This window comes from Streptomyces solicamelliae (genome assembly GCF_045348655.1).
In the GTDB taxonomy this organism is placed as follows: Bacteria; Actinomycetota; Actinomycetes; order Streptomycetales; family Streptomycetaceae; genus Streptomyces; species Streptomyces solicamelliae.
Map to the genome: position 1 here is coordinate 4,595,009 of NZ_CP160404.1, position 23,848 is coordinate 4,618,856.

Genomic DNA, 23,848 nt, shown 5'->3' on the forward strand with positions numbered 1-23,848 from the left:
CTCACTCACCGGCCAGGAGCTTGCCGGCGTCGAGGGTGTCCTCGCCCTTGTTCCAGTTGCAGGGGCACAGCTCGTCGGTCTGCAGGGCGTCCAGGACCCGCAGGACCTCCTTGGGGTTACGGCCGACGGAGCCGGCGGTCACCATGGTGAACTGGATCTCGTTGTTCGGGTCCACGATGAACACGGCGCGCTGCGCGAAGCCGTCCTCGCCCTGGACGCCGCAGTCGCGCATCAGCTCGTGCTTGGAGTCGGCCAGCATCGGGAAGGGCAGGTCACGCAGGTCGGCGTGGTCCTTGCGCCAGGCGTGGTGGACGAACTCGGAGTCGCCGGAGACGCCGAGGATCTGGGCGTCGCGGTCCGCGAACTCGTCGTTCAGCTTGCCGAAGGCGGCGATCTCGGTCGGGCAGACGAAGGTGAAGTCCTTCGGCCAGAAGAACACCACGCGCCACTTGCCCTCGTAGGTCTTGTGGTCGATCTGCGCGAACTCCTTGCCGCTCTCCAGCGACACGCAGGCGGTCAGGTCGTAGGTGGGGAACTTGTCACCGACAGTGAGCACGCGCTCTCCTTGCAGGGTGGAAGGGTCCCTTTTGGGGGCTTCCGTGAGGGGTTGGACGTCTCACATCCTGACACGGCCCGCATTGATCAGTGAAATAGCTAGACTGCGTCGGGTTGATCGAAGGTGGTTATCAGTGATTCCGGCGCGTCGGGTGAAGCAGCCCAGCCTTTCCCAGCTCAGAGCCTTCGCGGCGGTCGCGGAGCATCTCCACTTCCGGGACGCCGCGGCGGCCATCGGGATGAGTCAGCCGGCGCTCTCGGGCGCGGTGTCGGCGCTCGAGGAGGCGCTCGGTGTGCAGCTCCTCGAGCGTACGACGCGCAAGGTGCTGCTCTCGCCCGCCGGCGAGCGGCTCGCGGTACGGGCCGGGGCGGTGCTCGACGCGGTGGGCGAGCTGCTGGAGGAGGCGGAGGCGGCGCAGGCACCGTTCACCGGGGCGCTGCGGCTCGGGGTGATCCCGACGGTCGCGCCGTACCTGCTGCCGACCGTGCTGCGCCTGGTCCACACCCGGTACCCGGAGCTGGACCTCCAGGTCCACGAGGAGCAGACCTCCTCGCTCCTGGAGGGGCTGGCCGCGGGCCGGCTCGACCTGCTGCTGCTCGCGGTGCCGCTCGGGGTCCCGGGGGTGACCGAACTCCCGCTCTTCGACGAGGACTTCGTCCTGGTCGCGCCCCGGGAGCATCCGCTGGTCGGGCGGGCGGACCTGCCGCGGGAGGTCCTGAAGGAGCTGGACCTGCTGCTGCTCGACGAGGGGCACTGCCTGCGCGACCAGGCCCTGGACATCTGCCGGGAGGCGGGCCGTACGGAGGGGGCGGCGGTCACCACGACCGCGGCGGGCCTGTCGACGCTGGTCCAGCTGGTCGCCGGCGGCCTCGGCGTGACGCTGCTCCCGCGCACCGCGGTGAAGGTCGAGACGGCCCGCAACTCGGCCCTCCTCACCGGCGACTTCGCCGCCCCGGCCCCCTCCCGCCGGATCGCCCTCGCGATGCGCACGGGAGCGGCCCGCCAGTCCGAGTTCGAGCAACTGGCGGACGCGCTCCGGGGGTCGATGCGCCGGCTCCCGGTGCGGGTGTCCGACGGGTCCGACGGGGCCGGCGGCGCCGCGTAGGGGCCGCCGCTCCTACTCCGTCCGCAGCCCGTCCGCGCGCATCAGGCGCCACAGCAGGGGCATGCTCAGCAGGGTGACGCCGGCGATCAGGGCGAGGCCGATGCCGGTGACCGGGAGGAGGACCGTCCAGTCCTCGATCGTCTTGCCGATCGTCGCCAGCAGCACCGCGCCCAGGCCGAGGCCGCCGGTCACCGCGAGGGCCAGGCCGAGCAGGATCGGCACCGCCGTCTGCCAGAGAACCGACCAGCTCAGGGTGGTCCGCCGGGTGCCGAAGGCGACCAGCGCGGACAGCAGCCGCTTGCGGTCCCGCAGTTGCTCCAGCGTGGTGACCAGCAGCGACGCCGCCACCAGCAGCATCGTCGCGGTCGCCCCGGCGAGGATGCCGGTGCGGACGGAGGTGAACTGGGCGTCGCGTTCGACGTTCTGCAGGGTCGTGACCCGGGCCAGCGGTTCGACCGACGCGGCCGTGTTCCGTACGTGCTCGGCGGCGTCCGGCTCCGCGGGGTCGATCTGCAGCATCGCGTGCGCCTCGGGGCTGTCCAGGCGGGTCGCGTCGATCGCCGCCGGGGTCGCGAGGATCCCGAACGCGATCTGCCCCATCGGGTCCAGCCGCGCGTCGACCGTGCGCGCCCCGGCCGGGATCCGCCACAGCGGCGCGGGCCCGCCGTCCTTCAGCAGCGGGTCCCGCAGGGCGACCTGCGCACCGGGCCGCGCGGTCTCGCGGACCCAGGCGTCGTCCGGCCCGCCCTGCGCCCCGTGGGACAGCGCGACGAACACATCGCCGTCCGTGCAGGACGGGAGCTTCGCGAACTCGGCGAGCGAGCGGCAGTCGCCGACGGTCAGCGCGGTGATCGGACCGAAGTCCTCGCCCTTCTTCGGCGGTCCGGGCCGCCAGGCGTGGGACTCGATCGTGCCGATGACCCCGGTGACGCCCTTCGTCCGGGAGAACCCCGCGATCAGCTCGCGGGCCTCGTCGCCGTCCCGGGCGTCCAGCCGGGTCTCCATCTGCGCCCGCGCCGTGTCCATGTTCGTGGGCTGCATGAAGTCGTGCTGCATGGCCCCGAACAGCATCTGCAGCGCGATCGCCCCGGCCGCCGCGACCACGATCCCGCTCACCGCGCGGGCGGCCGCGCCGCTGCTCATCTGGAGCCTGCGGACGGCCAGTTGCCAGGCCACCGGCCCGCCGTGCAGCCGCTTGACCGCGGCCTCGACCAGCCACGGCAGCAGCGTGGTCAGCCCCACGAGCAGCAGCGTCGCACCCGCCGTGATGGCGACGGTGTCGATCGACGCGTCCTCGATCGTGATACCGCCGCCCACCACGGGCGCGAGCAGCGCGAGCCCCGCGCCGACGAGCAGCAGCCGCCACCACACCCGCCGCGGCCGCGGCACGGTGTTCCGTACGACGCCCAGCGGCTCGATCGCCACCCCGCGCAGCGCGAACAGCGCCACCGCGACGGCCGCGACGGGCACGACGGTGAGCGTCAGCGCCGCCAGCCACGGCACCGGGACCACGTCGGACGCGAAGGCGTTGACGTCCCAGACCGTGAACAGGCCCACGAACCGCCGGCCGAGCAGGAAGATCCCGACGCCCGTGACCAGGCCGAGCAGCGACCCGGCGAGCGCCTCCCCGGCCGCGATCCGGCGGGTCGTGGGGATGTCCGCGCCGACCAGCCGCAGCGCGGCGAGCCGCCGGTCCCGCTGCTCGCCGCCGAAGCGGACGGCGGTCGCGACGAAGACGAGCACCGGGAGCAGCAGCACCACACTCGCGATGACGACGAGCAGCAGCAGGAAGGCGTTGAGCGGTTCCTCGGGCTCCGACCAGCCGTACTCCCGCCCGCGGCCGTCGTAGTTCTCGGTGGTGAGGGTGTCGCTGCCGGCGAGGTAGCGCAGCTCGGCCGGCCCGATGAGCCCGGCGTCGCCGACGGTGCCGACCACCTTGTACGGGAAGCGGTCGCGCAGCAGCGCGCCCGCGGGGGAGTCGAGCAGCTCGCGCAGCGCGGGGGAGACCAGCATCTCGCCCGGCCCGGGTATCCGCGAGGCGCCCGGAGGCAGTGGGGCGTCCGGGCCCTCGGGCCGCAGGACCAGGCCGGTGATCCCTTCGCCCCGGAAGGTCGTGCTGTGCCCGACGTGCAGAAAGGTGTCCGGGCCGGGGGAGGTCTCCAGCTGCTCGCTCGCGGCGGGCGCCCGCTGTGCCTCGCGCAGCTCGCGCTGGAACGACATGTGCGGGATCGACGCCGCGAGGAGCAGCAGCGCGACGCCGAGCCCGACGCCGAGCGCGGTGAGCGCCGTACGGAGCAGGGCGCCGCGCCCGCCGGTCACGGCGAACCGCGCGCCGAGGGCCAGGTCGCGGGTCCAGGTGCGGAGGTTCACGCGACGACCGCCGTGTCCCGCACGCGCCCGTCGCGGACGACGATCTCCCGGTCGGAGTAGGCGGCCACCCGGGCCTCGTGGGTGACGAGCACGACGGCGGCGCCGGTGTCCCGGGCGGCGTCGGTGAGCAGCCCCATCACCTTCTCGCCGTTCAGCGAGTCGAGCGCGCCGGTCGGCTCGTCGGCGAACAGCACCCGCGGGGCGGTGACCAGGGACCGGGCGACGGCGACCCGCTGGCCCTGGCCGCCGGAGATCTCGCCGGGCCGCTTGCCCGCGACGTCGTCGACCTCGAGCCGGGCCAGCCACTCGGCGGCCCGGGCCTCGGCGCTCCTGCGCCGCTCGCCGGCGAGCCGCAGCGGCAGGGCCACGTTCTCCACGCAGGTCAGCTCGGGCACCAGCTGCCCGAACTGGAACACGAAGCCGAAGTCGGTACGCCGCAGGGCGCTGCGCGCGCCGTCGGACAGCGCGGTCAGCTCCCGGCCGTCGTAGGTGATCGTCCCGGCGTCGGGGCGGACGATCCCGGCGAGGCAGTGCAGCAGCGTGGACTTGCCGGAGCCGGAGGGGCCCATGACGGCGACGACCTCGCCGGCCCGGATCGTCAGGGACGCCCCGGACAGGGCCGGGGTGGGCCCGTAGGTCTTGTCGAGCCGTTCGGCGGTGAGCAGGGCGCCGGTCATGCGCGGATCTCCTCGGCGAGTCGGTCGAGCCGGGCGGCGGTGAGTTCCAGCCAGCGCAGGTCGGCTTCGAGGTGGAACAGGGCGTGGTCGCAGATCAGCTGGTCGGCGAGGTCGCCCTGCCGCTTGCGGCGGGTGAGCTCGCGCATCAGCCGCAGATGCTCGGCGCGCTGCGCGTCGAGGAGCTCGGCGGCGCCGCGCCCGGTGAGCAGAGCGAGCACGACCTTGGTGTAGAGGACGGACTGCAGGTAGGGCTCGGGCTTCTCCGGCTGGGTCAGCCAGCGCTCCACGTCGGTGATCCCGGCCTCGGTGATCGCGTACCGCTTGCGCTCCGGGCCCTCGCCGGACTCGATCGCGTCGACCTCGACGAGCCCGTTCTTCAGGAGCCGGGACATGGTCGAGTAGACCTGCCCGTAGTGCAGCGGCCGGTCGTGGCCGAATCTCTCGTCGAAGGCGCGCTTCAGGTCGTAGCCGTGCCGGGGGCCGGATTCGAGGAGCCCGAGAAGGGTGTGACCGATGGACATGATCCCACTCTACACAGGGTGTATACCTGCGGTGTATAGCCGTGGTGAGAGGCCCGAACGGGTGATGAATGCCCGCTCGGACGCAACCCTTCGGCGCTTTCACGCGTCGGTTCCCACAGGAGTGGGTGCTGATTCTCACGTCCGGAAAAGACCGGATCGATTGCGCTTTGTCATAGGCGGCGGTGTTAGCTTCTTCAGCTGATCCCCGGACCAGACCTCACCCGACCACGACCTCGATCACGACCACGAGCGGAGCGACGAAGCGATGGGCATACGCCGTCTGTTCACCTGGCGCAAGCTCCTTGGCACGTTCCTCGTGGCCTGCCTGCTGGGCATGGGCGCCCTGTACGCGGCCTACCTGCTCGTCCCCGTCCCGGCGAACGCCAACGCCGAGGCGACGATGCAGAGCAACGTGTACAAGTACAGCAACGGCAAGGTGCTCGCCCGGACGGGCAAGATGAACCGGGAGATCATCGGTCTCGACCAGATCCCGGAGAAGGTCCGCAACACCTTCGTCGCCGCCGAGAACAAGACCTTCTACAAGGACAACGGCGTCGACATCAAGGGCACCGTCCGCGCCGCGTGGAACACCCTCACCGGCAAGGGCAAGCAGGGCGGTTCGACGATCACCCAGCAGTACGTCAAGAACTACTACCTGGACCAGAGCCAGACCGCGACGCGCAAGCTCAAGGAACTGGTCATCGCCGTCAAGGTCGACCAGCGCCTGACCAAGGACGAGATCCTCGCCGGGTACATCAACACCAGCTACTACGGCCGCAACGCGTACGGCATCCAGGCCGCCGCCCAGGCGTACTACCGCGTCGACGCCTCCAAGCTGACCGTCGCCCAGGGCGCGTACCTCGCCTCGGTGCTCCAGGCGCCCAGCCAGTACGACTGGACCGCCGCCAACGACAAGGGCCGCCGCCTGGTCCAGGAGCGCTGGAACTACACCCTCGACAACATGGTCGAGGAGGGCTGGCTCTCCTCCTCCGAGCGCGCCGGGCTGACGTTCCCGGTCCCCAAGGACCCCAAGCCGGCCCCCGGCATGGAGGGCCAGACCGGCTACATCGTCGAGGCCGCGAACGCCGAGCTGATCCGCCAGGGCGTCAACGAGACGGACCTGAAGGCGGGCGGCTGGACGATCACCCTCAACATCGACGAGAAGAAGCAGAAGGCACTGGTCAAGGCCGTCGACCAGCAGCTTGAGGACAAGATCGACCGCAAGGACGAGGACCAGGCGGTCGTCCAGGCCGGCGCGACCTCCGTCAACCCGAAGACCGGCGAGGTCGTCGCCCTGTACGGCGGCGTCGGCGCCACCCAGCACTGGATGTCCAACGCCACCCGCCGCGACTACCAGCCCGCCTCGACCTTCAAGCCGATCGTGTTCGCCTCCGCCCTGGAGAACGACGCCGAGACCCAGGACGGCCGCAGGATCGGCCTCGGCACCGTCTACGACGGCACCAGCAAGCGCCCCGTCGAGGGCAGCGACGCGCCCTTCGCCCCGGAGAACGAGGACAACCGCAGCCACGGCATGGTCACCGTGCAGACGGCCACCAACAAGTCCATCAACTCCGTCTACGCCCAGATGATCGTGGACGTCGGCGTGGGCAACGTGAAGAAGACCGCGCTCGACCTCGGCATGAAGGACGGCAAGGACTTCGGCGAGACCCCCGCGATGTCGCTCGGCACCATGGGCGCCTCCACCTGGGACATGGCCGGCGTCTACGCCACGCTCGACAACCACGGCAAGAAGGTCACCCCGACCATCGTCAAGAAGGCCACGCACAAGGACCGCACCGCCGACCCGGTGCGCGCCATCGGCAGCCAGGTCGTCAGCCGCGAGACCGCCGACACCGTCACCAAGGCGATGACCGGCGTGGTGAAGTCCGGCTCCGGCTTCCGCGCCGCGGGCGACTACGACGCCGCCGGCAAGACCGGCACCTCCGAGAACAACCGCTCCGCCTGGTTCGTCGGCTACACCCCCGAACTGGTCACCGCGGTGGGCCTGTTCGGCGAGAAGGCCGACGGCACCGGCCAGGTCACGCTCACCGACACCATCAACCCGGGCCGCGCAAACGGCGGTCGCACCCCGGCGATGATCTGGGGCGCGTACACCACCAAGGCCCTCGGCGGCGGCTCCGACGAGCGGTTCGACCTGGAGATCGACGAGTCCGAGATCGTCGAGCCCGTCCCGAGCGCGAGCGAGACCTCCGAGAGCCCGGACCCGACGCCGACCCGGACGCCGACCCAGGATCCGACGCCGACCTGGTCGCCGACCCGGGACCCTGACCCGACGCCGACGGAGACCGCGACGCAGGGCCCGGACCCGCTGCCGACGTGGACCCGGCCCGGCAAGCCGACCGATCCGACGACCCCGCCGGACCCGGGGATCGAGGACGGCACGCAGGCGCTCCAGTAGCGGCGCACGCACAGAGAAGGGCCGCGGCCCGGACCCCTCGCCGGGGGTCCGGGCCGCGGCCCTTCTCGCGTGTTCAGCGCGTCGGCAGCTCGAACCAGACCACCTTGCCGCCCGACAGCCGCGTCGCGCCCCAGCGTCGTGCCAGCCGGTTCACCAGGAACAGCCCGCGGCCGCCCTCGTCGGTCTCCCGCGCCCGGCGCTGCCGCGGCAGCTGCGGCGAGTCGTCGCCGACCTCGCAGCGCAGCACGTCCGTCCGCAGCAGCCGCAGCGTCACCGGCCGCTCCGCGTACCGCACCGCGTTGGTGACGACCTCGCTGACCAGCAGCTCCACGGAGTCCGTCAGGTCCTCCAGGTCCCAGCGGGCCAGTGCCCGCCGGGCCAGCCGCCGGGCCCGCCCCGGGGCGGCGTCCTCCGGTTCCAGGAACCAGTACGCCACGTCGCTCGGCGCGATCCCGTCGAACCGGGCCGCGAGCAGCGCGATGTCGTCGTCCCGGTCACCCGGACCGAGCATGTCGAGCACGTCGTCGCAGAGCGCCTCCAGCGGCGGCGAGTGGTCCGGGCCGGTCAACTGCGCGGTCGCGGCGAGCCGTTCGCGCAGCTGCTCGATGCCGGTCCACACGTCGCGCAGCCGCGACTCCACCAGGCCGTCGGTGTACAGCAGCAGGGTCGCCCCGGCGGGGGCGTCCAGCTCGACCGCCTCGAAGTCCACACCGCCCACGCCGATCGGCGCGCCCGGCGGGACACGCAGCACCTCGGCGCGGCCGCCGAGGTGGAGCAGTATCGGCGGCGGATGACCGGCGTTGGCGATCGTGATGCGGTGCGAGACCGGGTCGTACACCGCGTACATGCAGGTCGCCATGCGGTCCTGGCCGAGCCGCTGGGCCTGCTCGTCGAGGTGGTGCAGCACCTCCTGCGGCGGCAGGTCGAGCCCGGCGAGGGTCTGCGCGGTGGTGCGCAGCTGGCCCATGATCGCGGCGGACGTCATGGAGTGGCCCATGACGTCGCCGACGACCAGCGCGACCCGGCTGCCGGGCAGCGGGATCGCGTCGTACCAGTCACCGCCGACCCGCGCGGTCTCGGCGGCCGGCAGATAGCGCGAGGCCAGCCGGACGCCGGTCGGCTGGGGCAGCGAGTCCGGCAGCATGGTGCGCTGCAGCTCGTCCGCGATGTACGCCTCGCGGCCGTACAGCACGGCCTTGTCGATGCCGAGCGCGGTGTGCGTGGCCAGCTGGGCGGCGACCAGCAGATCGTTCGGCTCGAACGCGGGCCGCTCCGTACGGCGCAGGAACACCGCCGCGCCGATGACCCGGCGGCGGCCGCGCAGCGGAGCGAGGATCGCGCGGTGGCCGGGCGGCACCGGGTGGTCGGGGCCGAGCAGTTCGGGCAGCGCGGCCCGGGCGGCCGCGGAGTCGCCGAACACCGGGCGGACGCCGCGCAGCACCTCCGCGAGCGCGCCGCCGGCCCGGACCTCGCACAGTTCGGCGGCCGGGGTGGGATCGGGGTCGGGGACCAGCACCGGGTCCTCGCCGTCGACGTCGGTTAAACGCAGCCGGTCGGTACGGCGCAGCCGCAGCACGAACGGCGCGACCGGCCGCTCGTCGCCGACCGGCAGCGGGTCACGCAGATAGACCAGGATCGCGTCCGAGAACGTCGGCACGGTGGCCCGGCACAACCCGAGCACGATCTCGTCGAGGTCCAGACCGCGGGCGACCCGGCGCGTGGCGGCCCCCACGAACCGCAGCCGGTCACCCTCGCGCCGCCCGGGCTCCCCGGCGGGTCCGTTGCCGCCGGGCCGGGCGGGCCCGTCGCCGCCGGCCGCGCCGCCCGCGTCCGTACGGGCATGGGCGTCGGCGGTCTGCGCGGGCACCGAGGCACCGGCGGCGCGCTCCGGGCCGCGGCGGCGCGCGGCGTCCTTGCGGTCCTGCGCGGCGGCCTGCGCAGGCAGGGACGCGGCGGTGCCGGGCTTGCGGGCGGGCTTGCGGCGGCGGGACGGCTTGGCGGCGCGGGCCGCGTCGGCGGGACGGGCCGGATCGGAGGCGTGCGGCGCCGGCGCGGCGTCGGGCGCCGCGCCGTGCCCGCCCGCCGCGCCGTCGGGGCGCGGCCGGGTGGGTTCCTGAGGGCGGGCAGCCAGGGGCTGGCGGCCTTCGTGGGAGGTGGGATGCTCCGTCACGCGTGGGATTCCGTCCGTCCGGGCCGGTTGTGCGATGCCATCGCTCTGTCAGCCGATGCCGCGCCGTCACCGGGGCTAAACCCCTGACGGGAGCTCGATGCGTCCACGGCATCGGCGGGGGCACGCCCACCCGGGCACACGTCCGGCACGGCTCTCCCCCTCATCAATGACTTACGGTCAGGTCCTGTGCAGTTCTCACTGGTTGATGCGCTGTCGATGCGTCACGGGCTTGCGGAGGACGATCCTACGTTTGCCCCCGGGGGGCGCATCAAGGGTCTCACGGCGCCGTGTGCGCCGGGGTGCGGTCCCAGTCGGCCGGCAGTTCGGGAACCGTCCAGGCCGGATCCGGCCGCCAGTGCTCCCAGCCGTCCGAGAACGGCGGCCCCCACGCACCGATCAGCTCCACCGCCGCCGCGCCGGCCTCCCGTACCCGCCCGGCCAGCGCCGCGTCCATCAGCCCGCAGCTCTGGGCCTGCGCGAACTCGTCCTCGTCCCGCCAGAGCCAGCTGCGGTCCGGGTACACCGAGATGTCCAGGAAGTGGTCCTCGGAGTCGACCCCGCCGGACCACCGGGTCCGGGGCAGCTCGAGGTTCACGTACCAGCTGCGGAAGCGCCAGCCCTGGTCCCAGAACAACCAGACCGACCAGGGCTCGGACGGCCGCGCCAGCTTCAGCACGCCCGCCCCGCTCCAGTGGGCGCGCGCCGTGGTGCGCGGCGCGGTGTAGCGGGTGGCGAGCGGCTCCAGGTGGACGGCGGTGCCGTCCAGGAGCACCGGCTTGACGCACTCGGTGCCGGGCGCCATCCAGACGGCGAGCAGCTCGTCGGTGTCCTCCACGACGGTCACCGGCCGGCAGATGTGCACGTCGTCGGAGCCGATGCCGCGGTAGCGCCAGAGGATGCTGTCCCCCGGCGCCCAGTGCACGGTGTCCTGCGAAGCTGCCGATGCTGTCATGGGCAGATCTTAGGTGCGCCGCGCTCCGGCCGCTGCGGCGAAGGTCACGGATGCGTCATGCGCAGCACGTCCAGCGCCTCGTCCAGCTGCTCGACCGTGAGGTCGCCGCGGTCCACGTAACCGGACTCCAGAACGACCTCGCGGATGGTCTTCCGCTCCGCCAGCGACCGCTTGGCGACCTTCGCCGCCTCCTCGTAGCCGATGTACTTGTTCAGCGGCGTGACGACGGACGGCGAGGACTCGGCGTACTCCCGGGCCCGCTCGGCGTTCGCGGTGATCCCGTCGACGGTGCGGTCGGCGAGCAGCCGGGCGGCGTTGGCCAGAAGCCGTACGGATTCCAGCAGGTTCTTGGCCATCACCGGCAGCATCACGTTGAGCTCGAAGTTCCCGGCCGCGCCGGCCACCGCCACGGTGGTGTCGTTGCCCGTGACCTGCGCGGCGACCATCAGGACCGCCTCCGGGACCACCGGGTTGACCTTGCCGGGCATGATCGAGGAGCCGGGCTGGAGGTCGGGCAGGTTGATCTCGGCGAGTCCGGTGCGCGGCCCGGAGGCCATCCAGCGCAGATCGTTGGCGATCTTGGTGAGGCCGACCGCGATGGTCCGGAGCTGGCCGGAGGTCTCGACCAGGCCGTCCCGCGCGCCCTGCGCCTCGAAGTGGTCCCTGGCCTCGGTGAGCGGCAGTCCGGTGGTGCGGGCGATCTCGGCGATCACGGCGGCGGAGAAGCCGGGCGGGGTGTTGATGCCGGTGCCGACGGCGGTGCCGCCCAGGGGGAGTTCGGCGAGCCGGGGCAGTGTGGCGCGCAGCCGTTCGACCCCGTACCTGACCTGCGCCGCGTAGCCGCCGAACTCCTGGCCGAGGGTGACCGGAGTGGCGTCCATGAGATGGGTGCGGCCGGACTTCACCACGTCCGCGAATTCGGCTGATTTCCGCCCCAGGGCGGCGGCCAGATGTTCGAGGGCGGGGATCAGGTCGGCGGTGACGGCGGCGGTGGCCGCGATGTGGATGGACGACGGGAAGACGTCGTTGGACGACTGCGAGGCGTTGACGTGGTCGTTGGGGTGCACGTCCTTGCCGAGCCGCTCGGTCGCCAGGGTGGCGAGGACCTCGTTGGTGTTCATGTTGGACGAGGTGCCGGAGCCGGTCTGGAAGACGTCGACCGGGAAGTGCTCGTCCCAGCGCCCCTCGGCGACCTCGGCGGCGGCCCCCTGGATCGCGCCGGCCACCTCGGGGTCGATCACCCCGAGTTCGGCGTTGACCTTGGCCGCGGCGGCCTTGATCCGGGCCAGGGCCTCGATGTGGGCGCGCTCCAGGCGCTGGCCGGAGACCGGGAAGTTCTCCACGGCCCGCTGGGTCTGGGCGCGCCACTTGGCGTGGGCGGGGACCCGTACCTCTCCCATGGAGTCGTGCTCGATGCGGTACCCGTCGGTGTCGTTCATCATCGTCAACCTCCTCAAAAAGATGAGCAGTTGTCTTGTTCCGTGTATTCCCATGTCACGTACCGGCCAGTAAAAACCGTGGGTAACCCCACTCACCAGGAGGCGCGATGAGGCGCACCAGGTACAGACTCCGATGGGCGATCGCGGCCGGCGCCGCGACCGCGGCATTCCTCGGAGGCATGACGACCGCGGCTCCCGCCGGCGCGGCCGACACCGCACCCCGCACCACCGCATCCGTTCCGCTCCCGCCCGAACTGGAGGCGATCCGGGCGGCCGAGGCCACCAAGATCTACGGCAGCCCGGAGGAACGGCCGCTCGCCCAGCGCAAGACCGGCCTCATCTCGCTCGGCGACAGCGAGATCTCCGGCGAGGGCGTCGGCACCTACGAGGCGCCCACCAACGGCCCCACCAACTGGTGCCACCGCTCACCCGAAGCCGCCGTCCACCGCACCGGGATCCCCGCGGACCTCACGTTCAACGTGTCCTGCTCCGGCGCGTACAGCGGCAACATCAAGATCGGCGGCTCGAAGCAGTACGCCGACGAACTGGTCCAGAGCGACAACCTCGCCATCAAGGCCCGCAACACGAAGATCAAGATGGTGCTGCTGGTCGCCGGAGCCAACGACGACCTGCAGTTCGGCCCCGTCATGACCGACTGCGTCCAGCGCTTCCTGCTCTCCCAGGGCCCCTGCGAGCCCAAGTACGCCCCCGGCTGGCAGGCCCGCGTCGACGCCCTCGTCCCCAAGGTCGAGCAGACCGCGCGCGACCTGCGCACCGTGATGCGCGACGCCGGGTACGCGGACGGCGACTACAAGCTGGTCCTCATGGGCTACCCGAGCCCGATCGGCCCGGACTTCCGCGACAACCCGAGCTTCCCCGGCAAGCTCGCCTGCGGCGGCATGGGCTACGACTCCGACACCGTCTGGGGCCGCAACACCGCCGTTCCCGCCTTCGAGCGGGGCATGCGGAAGGCCGCCCAGACGACCGGGGCGACGTACCTCGACAACTCGCGGCTGTTCCACGGCCACGAGGTCTGCATGGAGGACCCCTGGGCCCGCGGTCTGTACATCGACCTCTCCAAGCCCGGGACGCCCGACGAGAACTCGGTCCGGCAGTCCTTCCACCCCAACGCCCGCGGCCACGCCGCCTTCGCGTCCTGCCTGACCCAGCTCTACGACTCGGGGCTGCGTGAGGCGAGCTGCGCGGACGTCAACTCGAAGGGCACGCCGACCCTCTTCCCGCTGGCCTGGGACGACGCGTACAAGCCCCTGAAGAACGAGGCGACCGGCAACTGCGTGGACGTCGACGCCGCCACCAGCACCAACGGCACCAGGGTCCTCGGCTGGGACTGCCACGGCGGCCGCAACCAGACCTGGTGGTACGACTCCGCCCGGCAGACCGTCCACACCGGGCTCACCCAGGACCGCTGCGTGGACGTGCCCAGCACGTCGAACGCGGCGGGCACGGCGCTGATCGTCTGGAACTGCCACGGCGGCGCGAACCAGAAGTTCGTGAAGAACGGCGCCACGATCCGCCCGGCGGCCGCGACGGGCATGTGCCTGACGCAGTCGGCGGCCAAGGAGCCGATCAGGCTCCAGACGTGCACCGGCGCGCCGAACCAGCGCTTCGCGTAGCACGTACAGGTACGTGCGAGAGGCCCGGCCGCCGGGGGGCGGCCGGGCCTCTCGTGCGCCTGGGGTCAGGACAGCTTGCCGCCGTAGTCCGGCAGCTTGAACGCCCGCTCGGCGTGCCCGCCGACGATGTCGGTCGTGTTGTTCCCGATGTTCGCGATGATCGTGTAGCCCTTGGCCTCGATCTCCGCGCGCTTCTCCGTCTTGTACGCGCTGACCTCGGCGAACAGGTCGGGCAGCGAGCGCACGTACAGCCCGTCGACCGGGTAGCCGGCCTGCTTGAGGTTCCAGTCGGTGAGCGAGTAGATGATGCCCGGCCGGGCGGTGACGAAGAAGATCTTCACCCCGCGCTCATGGGCGTCGGCGACCAGCTCACGCACCTCGGGGATGGCCGGCGTCGGCAGCTCCCAGAACGGGTGGAAGTCCGTCTCCAGCGAGGAGTTGTCGATGTCGAGGACGATCGCCTGCTTCTCGCGGCCCGCGTTCTCGGAGCGCTTCTCGACGTACGGCCGGGCCTGGTCGATCACGGCCGCCACGTCGCGCCGCCAGGTGCTGTAGTCGACGCCGTCGATCGCGGCGGCGGACGTGTGGTGACTGTCCGGGTCGGCCGCGAACGCCGCGGGCGCGGGCCCGACGACGAGAACGGCGGTGAGACCGAGGGCCGCGGCGGCTCTGGCCTTGGTGGGGGTGGAAAGCATGGGGGCTCCCGAGTGGTCGACCGGCTCAATGGTTGACATGCTCGCGCCCAATACTGACCGGTAGGCGACGAGAGGGCTACCGGTCGGTAGCGAGTTTCTGAGCGAAGCCCCACGCGGCCCGCAGGAGAACGGGGACGCCCCCCGGTCCGTATGGACCGGGGGGCGTCGTGGCGGTGTTGACGGAGGGTCAGCCGAGACCCGGGCCGCGGACCGGGATGTGGGTGAACGTCGGCTCGGGGGCGGGATTCTGGAAGAAGTCGTTGCCCTTGTCGTCGACGACGATGAAGGCGGGGAAGTCCTCGACCTCGATCTTCCAGACCGCCTCCATGCCGAGCTCCTCGTACTCGACGACCTCGACCTTCTTGATGCAGTCCTGCGCGAGGCGGGCCGCCGGGCCGCCGATGGAGCCCAGGTAGAAGCCGCCGTGCGTGCCGCAGGCGTCGGTGACCTGGCCGGAGCGGTTGCCCTTGGCCAGCATGACCTTCGAGCCGCCCGCGGCCTGGAACTGCTCGACGTACGAGTCCATGCGGCCGGCCGTCGTCGGGCCGAAGGAACCGGAGGCGTAGCCCTCGGGGGTCTTGGCCGGGCCGGCGTAGTAGACCGGGTGGTCCTTCAGGTACTGCGGCATCTCCTCGCCCGCGTCCAGACGCTCCTTGATCTTGGCGTGCGCGATGTCGCGCGCCACGACCAGCGGGCCGGTCAGGGAGAGGCGGGTCTTGACCGGGTACTTGGTCAGCTCGGCGAGGATCTCGTCCATGGGCTGGTTGAGGTCGATCTCGACGACGTCGGAGGACTCGTCGAGGTGCTCGTCCGTGGTCTCCGGCAGGAAGCGCGCCGGGTCGGTCTCCAGCTGCTCCAGGAAGACGCCCTCGGCGGTGATCTTCGCGACGGCCTGACGGTCGGCCGAGCAGGAGACGGCGATCGCGACGGGCAGCGAGGCGCCGTGGCGGGGCAGGCGGACGACGCGGACGTCGTGGCAGAAGTACTTGCCGCCGAACTGCGCGCCGATGCCGATCTTCTGCGTCAGCTCGAAGACCTTCTCCTCCAGCTCCTTGTCCCGGAAGCCGTGGCCGGTCTCGGCGGAGCCCTCGGTCGGCAGCTCGTCCAGGTAGTGCGCGGAGGCGTACTTCGCGGTCTTCAGCGCGAACTCGGCGGACGTGCCGCCGACGACGATCGCCAGGTGGTACGGCGGGCAGGCGGCCGTGCCGAGCGAGCGGATCTTCTCCTCCAGGAACTTCATCATGGAGGCCTCGTTCAGGACCGCCTTCGTCTCCTGGTAGAGGAAGGACTTGTTGGCCGAGCCGCCGCCCTTGGCCATGAAGAGGAACTTGTACGCGCCGCCGTCGGTCGCGTACAGCTCGATCTGCGCGGGCAGGTTCGAGCCGGTGTTCTTCTCCTCCCACATGGTCACGGGGGCCATCTGGGAGTAGCGGAGGTTCAGCTTGGTGTACGCGTCGTAGATGCCCTTGGACAGGGCCTCCTCGTCGCGGCCCGGCGTGAGGACGTTCTGGCCGCGCTTGCCCATGACGATCGCGGTGCCGGTGTCCTGGCACATGGGGAGGACGCCGGCGGCGGCGATGTTCGCGTTCTTCAGCAGGTCGAGCGCGACGAACTTGTCGTTGCTCGACGCCTCCGGGTCGTCGATGATCCGCCGCAGCTGGGCGAGGTGCGCCGGGCGCAGGTAGTGCTGGATGTCGTGGATCGCCTCGGCGGCCAGCTTGCGCAGCGCCTCCGGCTCGACCTTGAGGAACGTACGGCCGTCGGCCTCGAAGGTGGAGACTCCCTCGGCGGTCACCAGGCGGTAGGGCGTGGTGTCCTCTCCCAGGGGGAGCAGATCGGAGTACGCGAACTCAGCCATGACGGGGCCATTCCTCACTCGGCAGACAGCAGCGCGCCGCCTCCGTTGGCGGGCGCGCACTCCAGGGTAGGACGCGGGCGGGGCCCGGATCCTGTGAGGTAAGGCTCACTGGGCGGGGGGGAGCACGCCGGAATGGCGTGTTTCGGTTCGGGCGGTGCCCGTGGAACGGGAATCCGGCCCTCCTCCCGCGCCCCCTAGTCGCGATCTATCGCGTTTCGCTAGGGTGGTTCCGTGGACCTCGAGAAGCAGCCCCAGCAGCAGCCGGTCGCCCCCGCCGAGCCCGTCGCCGAGCCGGCCGTCGCGGAGCCGCCGGCGGTCGCCGACGCGGCGGGTGCGCTGCGGGCCTCGGACGCCGACCGGGACCGGATCGCGGACATCCTGCGCGACGCGCTCGCCGAGGGGCGGCTCGACGCGGAGGAGCACGGTGAGCGGATCGACGCCGTCTACCGGGCCAAGACCATGGGCGAACTGGAGCCGCTGGTACGGGACCTGCCCGCGCCGGGCGCGGCCCGCCCGGCGCCCGAGGAGCGGTACGCGTACGGCCCCGAGGACGACTCCGCGGTGCCCGCCGAGAGCATGGTCGCGGTCTTCTCCAGCAACAGCCGCAAGGGGCGCTGGCGGGTCGGCCGCCGGACGAACGCGTTCGCGCTGTTCGGGAACGTCGAGATCGACCTGACCGAGGCGATCTTCGCCCAGCGGCTGACCACCATCAACGCCACGTCGATCTTCGGCAACGTCGAGGTCCGGGTCCCCGAGAACATCTCGCTGCGCGGCAACGGCACCGGCGTCTTCGGCAACTTCGAGGTGCGCACGCTGGAGGCGCCCGACCCGGAGGCCCCGGTCGTGGTGGTCAACGGCTACTCGGTGTTCGGCAACGTGGAGGCCCGCCCGAAGCGGGGCAAGTTCATCGCCGATCTGCAGGACCGGCTGCGCAAGCACCTGGGTCACTGAGGCACTGACGCAGGCAGGCGCCGAGCCACCGGGTCCGGTCGCCGAGTGACCGGAATCCGCCCACCACTGCCCGCAGTTCGGTACGTGGCGTGCCACTCAGTGCATAGGCGCGCGCACAGCGGGTAGGGCTGCTGCATCGTCTCTCGCTCGCGAAGCCGTCGTCAGGAGTAGACCGTGCTGCAACTGCCGCATCAGCCCCTCCAGGCCGCCGCCGTCCCGGCCCAGCGTGCGCCCGCACGGGAGGACGAGGCCGGACCCTGGCACGCGGAGGCCGTGTGCCGCCGCGACGAGGCCGGGCTGTTCTTCGCGCCCTCCAAGGAGCCGACCGCCGCCCGGCTCTCCCGTGAGGAGGCCGCGAAACGGGTCTGCGCCCGCTGTCCGGTGATGGTCGAGTGCCGGGAGCACGCGCTGCTCCAGCCCGAGCCGTACGGGGTGTGGGGCGGGCTCACGGCCGCCGAGCGCCGGGTCGTACTGGCCCGCCGGCGCCGCCGCGAGGTGGAGCTGCGCAAGGCCGCGTCGGCCGAGCGGATCGCCCAGGCCGGCTGACGGCCCGCGGGCCCGCGCCGCGACGGTCTCTTCGCCCGTACGGGAAGGGGCGCCCCCACCGCACATGGGGGCGCCCCTCTTCGTACGTGACGCGTCCGTGACGCCGTCGGGCCTACTTGGCCCGGTCGAAGTCGATCTTGCTGTACGCGCGCAGCTTGGACAGCCGGTGCGTGGAGTCGATCTGCCGGATCGTGCCGGACTTCGAGCGCATGACCAGCGACTGGGTGGTCGCGGTCTCGGCGCGGTAGCGGACGCCGCGCAGCAGCTCGCCGTCGGTGATGCCGGTGGCGACGAAGAACACGTTGTCGCCGCTGACCAGGTCGTTCGTGGAGAGCACGCGGTCCAGGTCGTGACCGGCGTCCAGCGCGCGCTGCCGCTCCGCGTCGTCCTTCGGCCACAGCTTGCCCTGGATCACGCCGCCGAGGCACTTGATCGCGCAGGCGGAGATGATGCCCTCGGGGGTGCCGCCGATGCCCATGAGCATGTCGACGCCGGTGCCCTCGCGGACGGCCATGATCGAGCCGGCGACGTCGCCGTCGGAGATGAACTTGATCCGGGCGCCGGTCTCGCGGATCTCCTTGACGATGCCCTCGTGACGGGGGCGGTCCAGGATCACGACCGTGATGTCCTCGGGCGAGGAGTTCTTGGCCTTGGCGACCCGCCGGATGTTCACGGAGACGGGCGCGTCGATGTCGACGAAGTCGGCGGCCTCGGGGCCGGTGACCAGCTTGTCCATGTAGAACACCGCGGACGGGTCGAACATGGTGCCGCGGTCCGCGGCGGCCAGGACGGCGATCGCGTTCGGCATGCCCTTGGCGTTGAGGGTGGTGCCGTCGATCGGGTCGACGGCGATGTCGACCTCGGCGCCGGTGCCGTCGCCGACCCGCTCCCCGTTGAAGAGCATGGGGGCTTCGTCCTTCTCGCCCTCGCCGATGACGACGACGCCGTTCATCGAGACGGTGGAGATCAGGGTCCGCATGGCGTTGACCGCCGCGCCGTCCGCGCCGATCTTGTCACCGCGGCCGACCCAGCGGCCCGCGGCCATGGCCGCGGCCTCGGTGACGCGGACCAGCTCCAGGGCGAGGTTGCGGTCGGGGGCCTCGGGAGAGACCTCCAGCTCGGGCGGCAGCGAGTGATGCTCGGTCATCGAGCGCACCTTTCTGTACGGCGACGGCCGGAAGAGAACAAGAGGGTGCTGTGACTCTATCGTCAGGTCGACAAATTGAGCAGAGGGGCCCACGTATGAGCACAACACCATGATGCGACCATGGGGGGCGTGGCAGGTATGCGAGGCAAGCAGACAGTACGCGGAATGTTCCAGTCGCTGGCGGTGATCATGGCCGCCGCCGGCGTCATGTATCTCTTCATTCCGCACGACGAGGACGCGAACCCGGTCGAGGCCAAGGACTACCGGGTCGAGCTGCTGACGGCGCAGCGCGCGGCGCCGTACCCCGTGCTCGCCCCGGAGGGGCTGGGCGAGGGCTGGAAGGCGACGGTCGTCTCGTACAAGCGCGAGCAGAACGACCGCTGGCAGCTGGGCTTCCTGACTCCGGACACGCAGTACGCGGCGCTGTACCAGTCGACCGAGGACCCGAAGGAGTACGTCCCCGACGTCACCCAGAAGGCCAAGGCGTCCGGGAAGACCCGGACGGTGGCCGGTCAGGTGTGGCAGGTCTGGGAGGGCCCGAAGTACGACGCCCTGGTCCGTACGGAGGGCAAGGCCACGACGGTGGTCACCGGCACGGCGTCGCTCGACCGGCTGGCGGAGATGGCGGGCGCGCTGCAGTCGAAGAAGGCGTGAAACAGACGTGAGGCAGGCCTGACGCAGACGTGAGGCAGGTCTGGCGCAGACGTGAGGCAGGTCTGGCGCAGACCCGAGGCAGCGAGAAGGCCCCGCACACGAGGTGTGCGGGGCCTTCTGCGTGTCCGCCGGGGTCACACGGTGGTGACGACGTCCTCGTAGGCGAGGCGCGGGGAGCGCGGGAACGGGCTGGCGTCCTCGGCCGGCTTGCCGATGTTGACCACCATCAGCGGGGTGTGGTCGTCGTCCAGGAACTCCTTCTGGAGGCCGGCGAAGTCCAGGCCGGTCATCGGGCCGGCGGCCAGGCCGGCGGCGCGGACGCCGACGATGAAGTACGCGGCCTGCAGGGCGGCGTTCAGCAGCGCGGACTGCTCGCGGACCGGACGCTCGCCGAAGAACATGTCCTTGGCCTGCGGGAAGTGCGGCAGGAGCTGGGGGAGCTCCTCGTGGAACTCGTTGTCCGCGGAGAGGATCGCGACCAGCGGGGCGGCGGCGGTCTTCGCCTGGTTGCCCTCGGCCATGTGCGCGACCAGGCGCTCGCGGGCCTCGGGGGAGCGGACCAGGGTGACGCGCAGCGGGGTCTGGTTGAACGCGGTCGGCCCGAACTTGACCAGGTCGTAGATCGCCTGGACCTGCGCCTCGGTCACCGGCTCGTCGGTGAACGCGTTGGCGGTGCGGGCCTCGCGGAAGAGGAGGTCCTGGGCGGTGGTGTCAAGAACGAGGGACATATGCGTACCTTCCGGACGTGCAAGGGGTAGTGCGATGTCTTGAAAGGTACGGCGAGATTGGTTAATTTTCAACTAAACGAACCGGATAGTGATCCGTTTCACAGGCTCCTTGTGTATCAGTCCTGGTCAGCGACCGTGTCTGTGCCGTCCTCCGCGGAGGCGAGCGCGGCGTCGAGCCGGGCACGGGCGCCATCCAGCCACCGCCGGCACACCTTGGCGAGCTCCTCGCCCCGCTCCCAGAGCGCGAGCGACTCCTCGAGGCTCGTCCCGCCGGCCTCCAGCCGCCGGACGACCTCGATGAGCTCGTCGCGGGCCTGCTCGTAGCCGAGCGCGGTCTCGTCGGTACGGGTTGCCATGAATTCCACCTTCGCGTTACTGACGACTACGACTACGACTACGACTACGACTGGGACTACGACTGGGACGGGGACTGCGACTGGGGTACGCGCCGGACGGCGAACTCCCCCTCGGACACGCGGGCGCGCAGCTCCTCGCCCTCGGCGACCTCGTCGGGAGAGCGGACGACGGCCCCGTCGGCGCGCTGGAGGACCGCGTACCCGCGCTCCATGGTCGCGGCGGGGGAGAGGGACCGGACGCGGGCCCGGGTGTGCGAGATCTCGGACTCGGCGCGGTCGAGGAGATGCCCGAGGACGCGGCGGCTGCGGGCCAGCAGAGCGTCGAGCTCAGCGTCGCGCTCCTCGACCATGCGCCGGGGGTGCTCCATGACGGGTCGGGCGAGGGCGTGGGCGAGCCCGCGCTCCTCGCGGTCGAGCAGCCCCCGGACGGTGCGCAGGGCGCGGTCCCGGAGGGCCTGGACGCGCTCCAGCTCCTCGCCGACGTCGGGGACGACCTTCTTGGCGGCGTCGGTGGGCGTGGCTGCGCGGAGGTCGGCGACGAGGTCGAGGAGCGGGGAGTCGGGTTCGTGGCCGATCGCGGAGACGACGGGCGTACGGCAATCGGCCACGGCCCGGATCAGCTGCTCGTCGGAGAACGGCAGCAGGTCCTCGACGCTGCCGCCGCCGCGGGCCACGACGATCACGTCGACGTCGCCGTGGTCGTCGAGCTCCTTGACGGCCTGGACGACCTGGGGGACGGCGTGCACGCCCTGCACGGCGACGTTGCGCACCTCGAACCGGACGGCGGGCCAGCGGCGCCGGGCGACCTCGAGGACGTCGCGCTCGGCGGCGGAGGCACGGCCGCAGACGAGCCCGACGAGCTGCGGCAGAAAGGGAAGAGGCTTCTTCCGCTCGGGCGCGAAGAGCCCCTCGGCCCCCAGTGCCCGCTTGAGCTGCTCGAGCCGTACGAGCAGCTCGCCGACGCCGACGGGCCGTATCTCGGCGGCCCGCAGCGACAGCTGCCCGCGCGGGGCGTACCACTCGGGCTTGGCGTGCACGACGACGCGGGCGCCCTCGGAGACGACGTCGGCGATGGCGTCGAAGACCTGGCGGTAGCAGGTGACGGACACGGAGATGTCGTGCGAGGGGTCCCGCAGGGTCAGGAACACCACCCCGGCCCCGGGCCGCCGGGACAACTGCGTGATCTGCCCCTCCACCCAGACGGCCCCCAGCCGGTCGATCCACCTTCCGATCAACCGTGAAACCTCTCCGACGGGCAACGGTGCCTCGGCAGACGTAGTCAAAGCCATGCACCGAGCGTAGTGGCGACCCACGACAACGCCGCCCGGGCAGCGCCCCACAGGGGCGCGGGGAACTGCGCGACCAGCCACGACCGCGCCGCACCCGACGATCACCGGCCCCCGGCAGGGTCTCGGGAAGGGGTGGGGTGGGGTGGGGGGATCGATCCCACGACTCCGCCGCACACGGCAACGCGACCCCGACGCCCACCGGGCCGCATCCGCCCCCGCCCCCACCCGGTCGCCCCTTCCGTCGCGGGACGCGTAGGGCGAAGCCCCGTACGAGATCGGTACTCGGGCCACGGCCCCGCACGGCGGCCGGGCGCGCCGCCCCCTCACACCCCCCGCACCCCTCACACCCCCCGCACCCCTCACACCCCCCGCACCCCTCACACCCCCCGCGCCCCCTGCAGCGCAAGCACCACCAGCCCCACCCCCAGCCAGATCACGCCCACCACCTGGGCCGACACCGCCGCCTCCGCGATCACCGCGACCAGGATCGCCGCGCCGGCCGCCGGGGCCGCCACATGGCGGAGCCAGTGCGGCGGTCCCGCCATCCGGCGCACCGCGAACCAGCCGATCACGCTCGCGTGCAGCAGCACGAACGCCGTCAGCGCGCCGATGTTCACCACCGACACCAGATGGTCGAGCCCTTCGTCCTGCCGCGCCGCCCACACCGCCGCCACCATCGTCACCGTCGCCGACACCAGCAGCGCCACCCGCGGCACCCCGGCGTCGGTCCGGCCGAGGACGTGCGGCAGCCGCCGCTCGCGCCCCATCGCGAACAGCAGCCGCCCGCCCGCCGCCTGCCCCGCCAGCGCCGCGAACGCCGCCCCGATCGCCTTGCTCGCCGCCACCAGGTCGTGCAGCCACGTCCCCACGGAGGCGTCCACCGCGTCGTAGAACGCCGCCCCCTGCCGCGCCGGCTCCAGCGCCAGCGTCTGCGACGACACCGGCGACAGCAGCGCCACCAGGTACGTCTGCACCACGAACAGCACCCCCGCCAGCGCCAGGCAGAACAGCACCGCCCGCGCCACCTTCGCCGACCCCCCGGTCACCTCCTCCGCGAAGCTCGCGATCGCGTCGAAGCCCAGGTACGACAGCACCGCCACCGACACCGCCCCCAGCACCGCCGCCATCGAGAAGGCCGTGTCCCCGGTCAGCGGCGACCACCAGTCCCGCCGCGCCCCGTCCCGTACGAGCACGACCACCGCCGACACCACGAACACCAGCAGCACCACGATCTCCATCGCCAGCACCGCGAACCCCACCCGCGCCGCCGTCCGCACGCCCCACAGGTTCAGCAGCGTCGTGATCACCACGGCGAGGCCGGTCCAGATCCACCGGTCGACCTCCGGCACCAGCGCCTCCATCGCGATCCCCGCGAACAGGTACGCCACCGCCGGGATCAGCAGGTAGTCGAGGAGCGCCATCCACCCGGCGACGAACCCGGGCCCGTCCCCGAGGCCCTTGCGCGCGTACGTGAACACCGACCCGGCCAGCGGCGCGACCCGCACCATCTGGGCGTAGCTGTACGCCGTGAACGCCATGGCCACCGTGGCGACCAGGTACACCAGCGCCACCGCCCCGTCCGAGCGGGCGTCCAGCGCGCCGAAGACCCCCACCGGCGCCATCGGCGCGATGAACAGCAGCCCGTAGACCACCAGGTCCTGGAACCCGAGGTTCCGCCGCAGTCCCGTATGCCCCGCAATGGGCGCTTCCTCGGCCATGCGCACAGTCTCTGGCACCGTGTCCGCACAGGACCGCCGCGACGCGGCCCGTACCCCGCCCAC

The 23,848-nt window shown here is 71.9% G+C and carries 20 protein-coding genes; 6 read left to right on the top strand and 14 right to left on the bottom strand.

What is annotated here, in order from left to right; genetic code table 11:
• Position 1: 1 nt before the first annotated feature.
• Positions 2 to 556 (bottom strand): peroxiredoxin, encoded by a 555-nt coding sequence (locus ABZO31_RS21535; protein ID WP_406862877.1) that lies wholly within the window; start codon positions 554 to 556, stop codon positions 2 to 4.
• 133 nt (positions 557 to 689) lie between these two features.
• On the opposite strand from ABZO31_RS21535, the gene ABZO31_RS21540 reads away from it, so the two are divergent.
• A complete protein-coding gene (locus ABZO31_RS21540) occupies positions 690 to 1,661 on the top strand; it encodes a hydrogen peroxide-inducible genes activator (protein WP_406862879.1) in 972 nt (323 codons plus the stop codon).
• 12 nt (positions 1,662 to 1,673) lie between these two features.
• Here the strand turns inward: ABZO31_RS21540 and ABZO31_RS21545 are convergent, their stop codons facing one another.
• From ABZO31_RS21545 to ABZO31_RS21555, 3 genes are read right to left on the bottom strand one after another with little or no spacing between them, the layout of a single operon-like run.
• Positions 1,674 to 4,031: an FtsX-like permease family protein gene (locus ABZO31_RS21545; RefSeq protein WP_406862881.1), complete on the bottom strand. Its 2,358-nt coding sequence runs from the start codon at positions 4,029 to 4,031 to the stop codon at positions 1,674 to 1,676.
• Positions 4,028 to 4,708, bottom strand: a complete 681-nt coding sequence (locus tag ABZO31_RS21550) for an ABC transporter ATP-binding protein (protein ID WP_406862883.1) — start codon at positions 4,706 to 4,708, stop codon at positions 4,028 to 4,030. The genes ABZO31_RS21545 and ABZO31_RS21550 overlap by 4 nt, the downstream gene beginning before the upstream one ends.
• Positions 4,705 to 5,229 carry a PadR family transcriptional regulator gene (locus ABZO31_RS21555; protein ID WP_406862885.1) on the bottom strand — a complete coding sequence of 175 codons (525 nt, stop codon included), beginning with the start codon at positions 5,227 to 5,229 and terminating at the stop codon, positions 4,705 to 4,707. The genes ABZO31_RS21550 and ABZO31_RS21555 overlap by 4 nt, the downstream gene beginning before the upstream one ends.
• A 265-nt stretch (positions 5,230 to 5,494) precedes the next feature.
• Between ABZO31_RS21555 and ABZO31_RS21560 the strand changes: the two genes are divergently transcribed.
• Positions 5,495 to 7,648 carry a transglycosylase domain-containing protein gene (locus ABZO31_RS21560; protein WP_406862886.1) on the top strand — a complete coding sequence of 718 codons (2,154 nt, stop codon included), beginning with the start codon at positions 5,495 to 5,497 and terminating at the stop codon, positions 7,646 to 7,648.
• A 73-nt stretch (positions 7,649 to 7,721) separates the two neighbouring features.
• Here the strand turns inward: ABZO31_RS21560 and ABZO31_RS21565 are convergent, their stop codons facing one another.
• From ABZO31_RS21565 to ABZO31_RS21575, 3 genes are all read right to left on the bottom strand, one after another.
• Positions 7,722 to 9,818 carry a SpoIIE family protein phosphatase gene (locus tag ABZO31_RS21565; protein WP_406862888.1) on the bottom strand — a complete coding sequence of 699 codons (2,097 nt, stop codon included), beginning with the start codon at positions 9,816 to 9,818 and terminating at the stop codon, positions 7,722 to 7,724.
• A 277-nt stretch (positions 9,819 to 10,095) separates the two neighbouring features.
• Positions 10,096 to 10,770: a DUF402 domain-containing protein gene (locus tag ABZO31_RS21570; protein WP_406862889.1), complete on the bottom strand. Its 675-nt coding sequence runs from the start codon at positions 10,768 to 10,770 to the stop codon at positions 10,096 to 10,098.
• 44 nt (positions 10,771 to 10,814) lie between these two features.
• The gene (locus tag ABZO31_RS21575) at positions 10,815 to 12,209 is read right to left on the bottom strand and encodes a class II fumarate hydratase (RefSeq protein ID WP_406865428.1); all 1,395 of its coding nucleotides are present in this window, start codon (positions 12,207 to 12,209) and stop codon (positions 10,815 to 10,817) included.
• 107 nt (positions 12,210 to 12,316) lie between these two features.
• Here ABZO31_RS21575 and ABZO31_RS21580 point away from each other — a divergent pair, with 107 nt between their 5' ends.
• On the top strand, positions 12,317 to 13,843 hold the full coding sequence (locus ABZO31_RS21580) for a ricin-type beta-trefoil lectin domain protein (protein ID WP_406862890.1): 1,527 nt from the start codon (positions 12,317 to 12,319) through the stop codon (positions 13,841 to 13,843).
• 65 nt (positions 13,844 to 13,908) lie between these two features.
• On the opposite strand, the gene ABZO31_RS21585 is transcribed toward ABZO31_RS21580, so the two are convergent.
• Positions 13,909 to 14,538 (bottom strand): HAD family acid phosphatase, encoded by a 630-nt coding sequence (locus ABZO31_RS21585; protein ID WP_406862892.1) that lies wholly within the window; start codon positions 14,536 to 14,538, stop codon positions 13,909 to 13,911.
• A gap of 187 nt (positions 14,539 to 14,725) precedes the next feature.
• Positions 14,726 to 16,396, bottom strand: coding sequence for a fumarate hydratase (locus tag ABZO31_RS21590; protein ID WP_406862893.1), 1,671 nt, complete (start codon positions 16,394 to 16,396; stop codon positions 14,726 to 14,728).
• 231 nt (positions 16,397 to 16,627) lie between these two features.
• On the opposite strand from ABZO31_RS21590, the gene ABZO31_RS21595 reads away from it, so the two are divergent.
• Positions 16,628 to 17,347, top strand: coding sequence for a DUF1707 SHOCT-like domain-containing protein (locus ABZO31_RS21595; RefSeq protein WP_406862894.1), 720 nt, complete (start codon positions 16,628 to 16,630; stop codon positions 17,345 to 17,347).
• 174 nt (positions 17,348 to 17,521) lie between these two features.
• A complete protein-coding gene (locus tag ABZO31_RS21600) occupies positions 17,522 to 17,893 on the top strand; it encodes a WhiB family transcriptional regulator (RefSeq protein WP_406862895.1) in 372 nt (123 codons plus the stop codon).
• 112 nt (positions 17,894 to 18,005) lie between these two features.
• Here ABZO31_RS21600 and glpX read toward each other — a convergent pair whose 3' ends face one another.
• Positions 18,006 to 19,040 carry a class II fructose-bisphosphatase gene (gene glpX / locus ABZO31_RS21605; protein ID WP_406862896.1) on the bottom strand — a complete coding sequence of 345 codons (1,035 nt, stop codon included), beginning with the start codon at positions 19,038 to 19,040 and terminating at the stop codon, positions 18,006 to 18,008.
• Positions 19,041 to 19,160: 120 nt separating this feature from the next.
• On the opposite strand from glpX, the gene ABZO31_RS21610 reads away from it, so the two are divergent.
• Positions 19,161 to 19,694: a DUF4245 domain-containing protein gene (locus tag ABZO31_RS21610; protein WP_406862897.1), complete on the top strand. Its 534-nt coding sequence runs from the start codon at positions 19,161 to 19,163 to the stop codon at positions 19,692 to 19,694.
• Positions 19,695 to 19,828: 134 nt separating this feature from the next.
• Here ABZO31_RS21610 and ABZO31_RS21615 read toward each other — a convergent pair whose 3' ends face one another.
• The 4 genes from ABZO31_RS21615 to ABZO31_RS21630 all read right to left on the bottom strand — a co-directional run bounded on the left by ABZO31_RS21615 (position 19,829) and on the right by ABZO31_RS21630 (position 23,785).
• Positions 19,829 to 20,422, bottom strand: coding sequence for a malonic semialdehyde reductase (locus tag ABZO31_RS21615; protein WP_406862898.1), 594 nt, complete (start codon positions 20,420 to 20,422; stop codon positions 19,829 to 19,831).
• A gap of 116 nt (positions 20,423 to 20,538) precedes the next feature.
• Entirely contained in the window at positions 20,539 to 20,778 is a 240-nt protein-coding gene (locus tag ABZO31_RS21620) for an exodeoxyribonuclease VII small subunit (RefSeq protein WP_406862899.1), read from the bottom strand.
• A gap of 56 nt (positions 20,779 to 20,834) precedes the next feature.
• Complete coding sequence (xseA, locus tag ABZO31_RS21625) at positions 20,835 to 22,067, bottom strand: exodeoxyribonuclease VII large subunit (protein WP_406862900.1); 1,233 nt, start codon at positions 22,065 to 22,067, stop codon at positions 20,835 to 20,837.
• A gap of 377 nt (positions 22,068 to 22,444) precedes the next feature.
• A complete protein-coding gene (locus tag ABZO31_RS21630; protein WP_406862901.1) occupies positions 22,445 to 23,785 on the bottom strand; it encodes an APC family permease in 1,341 nt (446 codons plus the stop codon).
• Positions 23,786 to 23,848 lie beyond the last annotated feature (63 nt).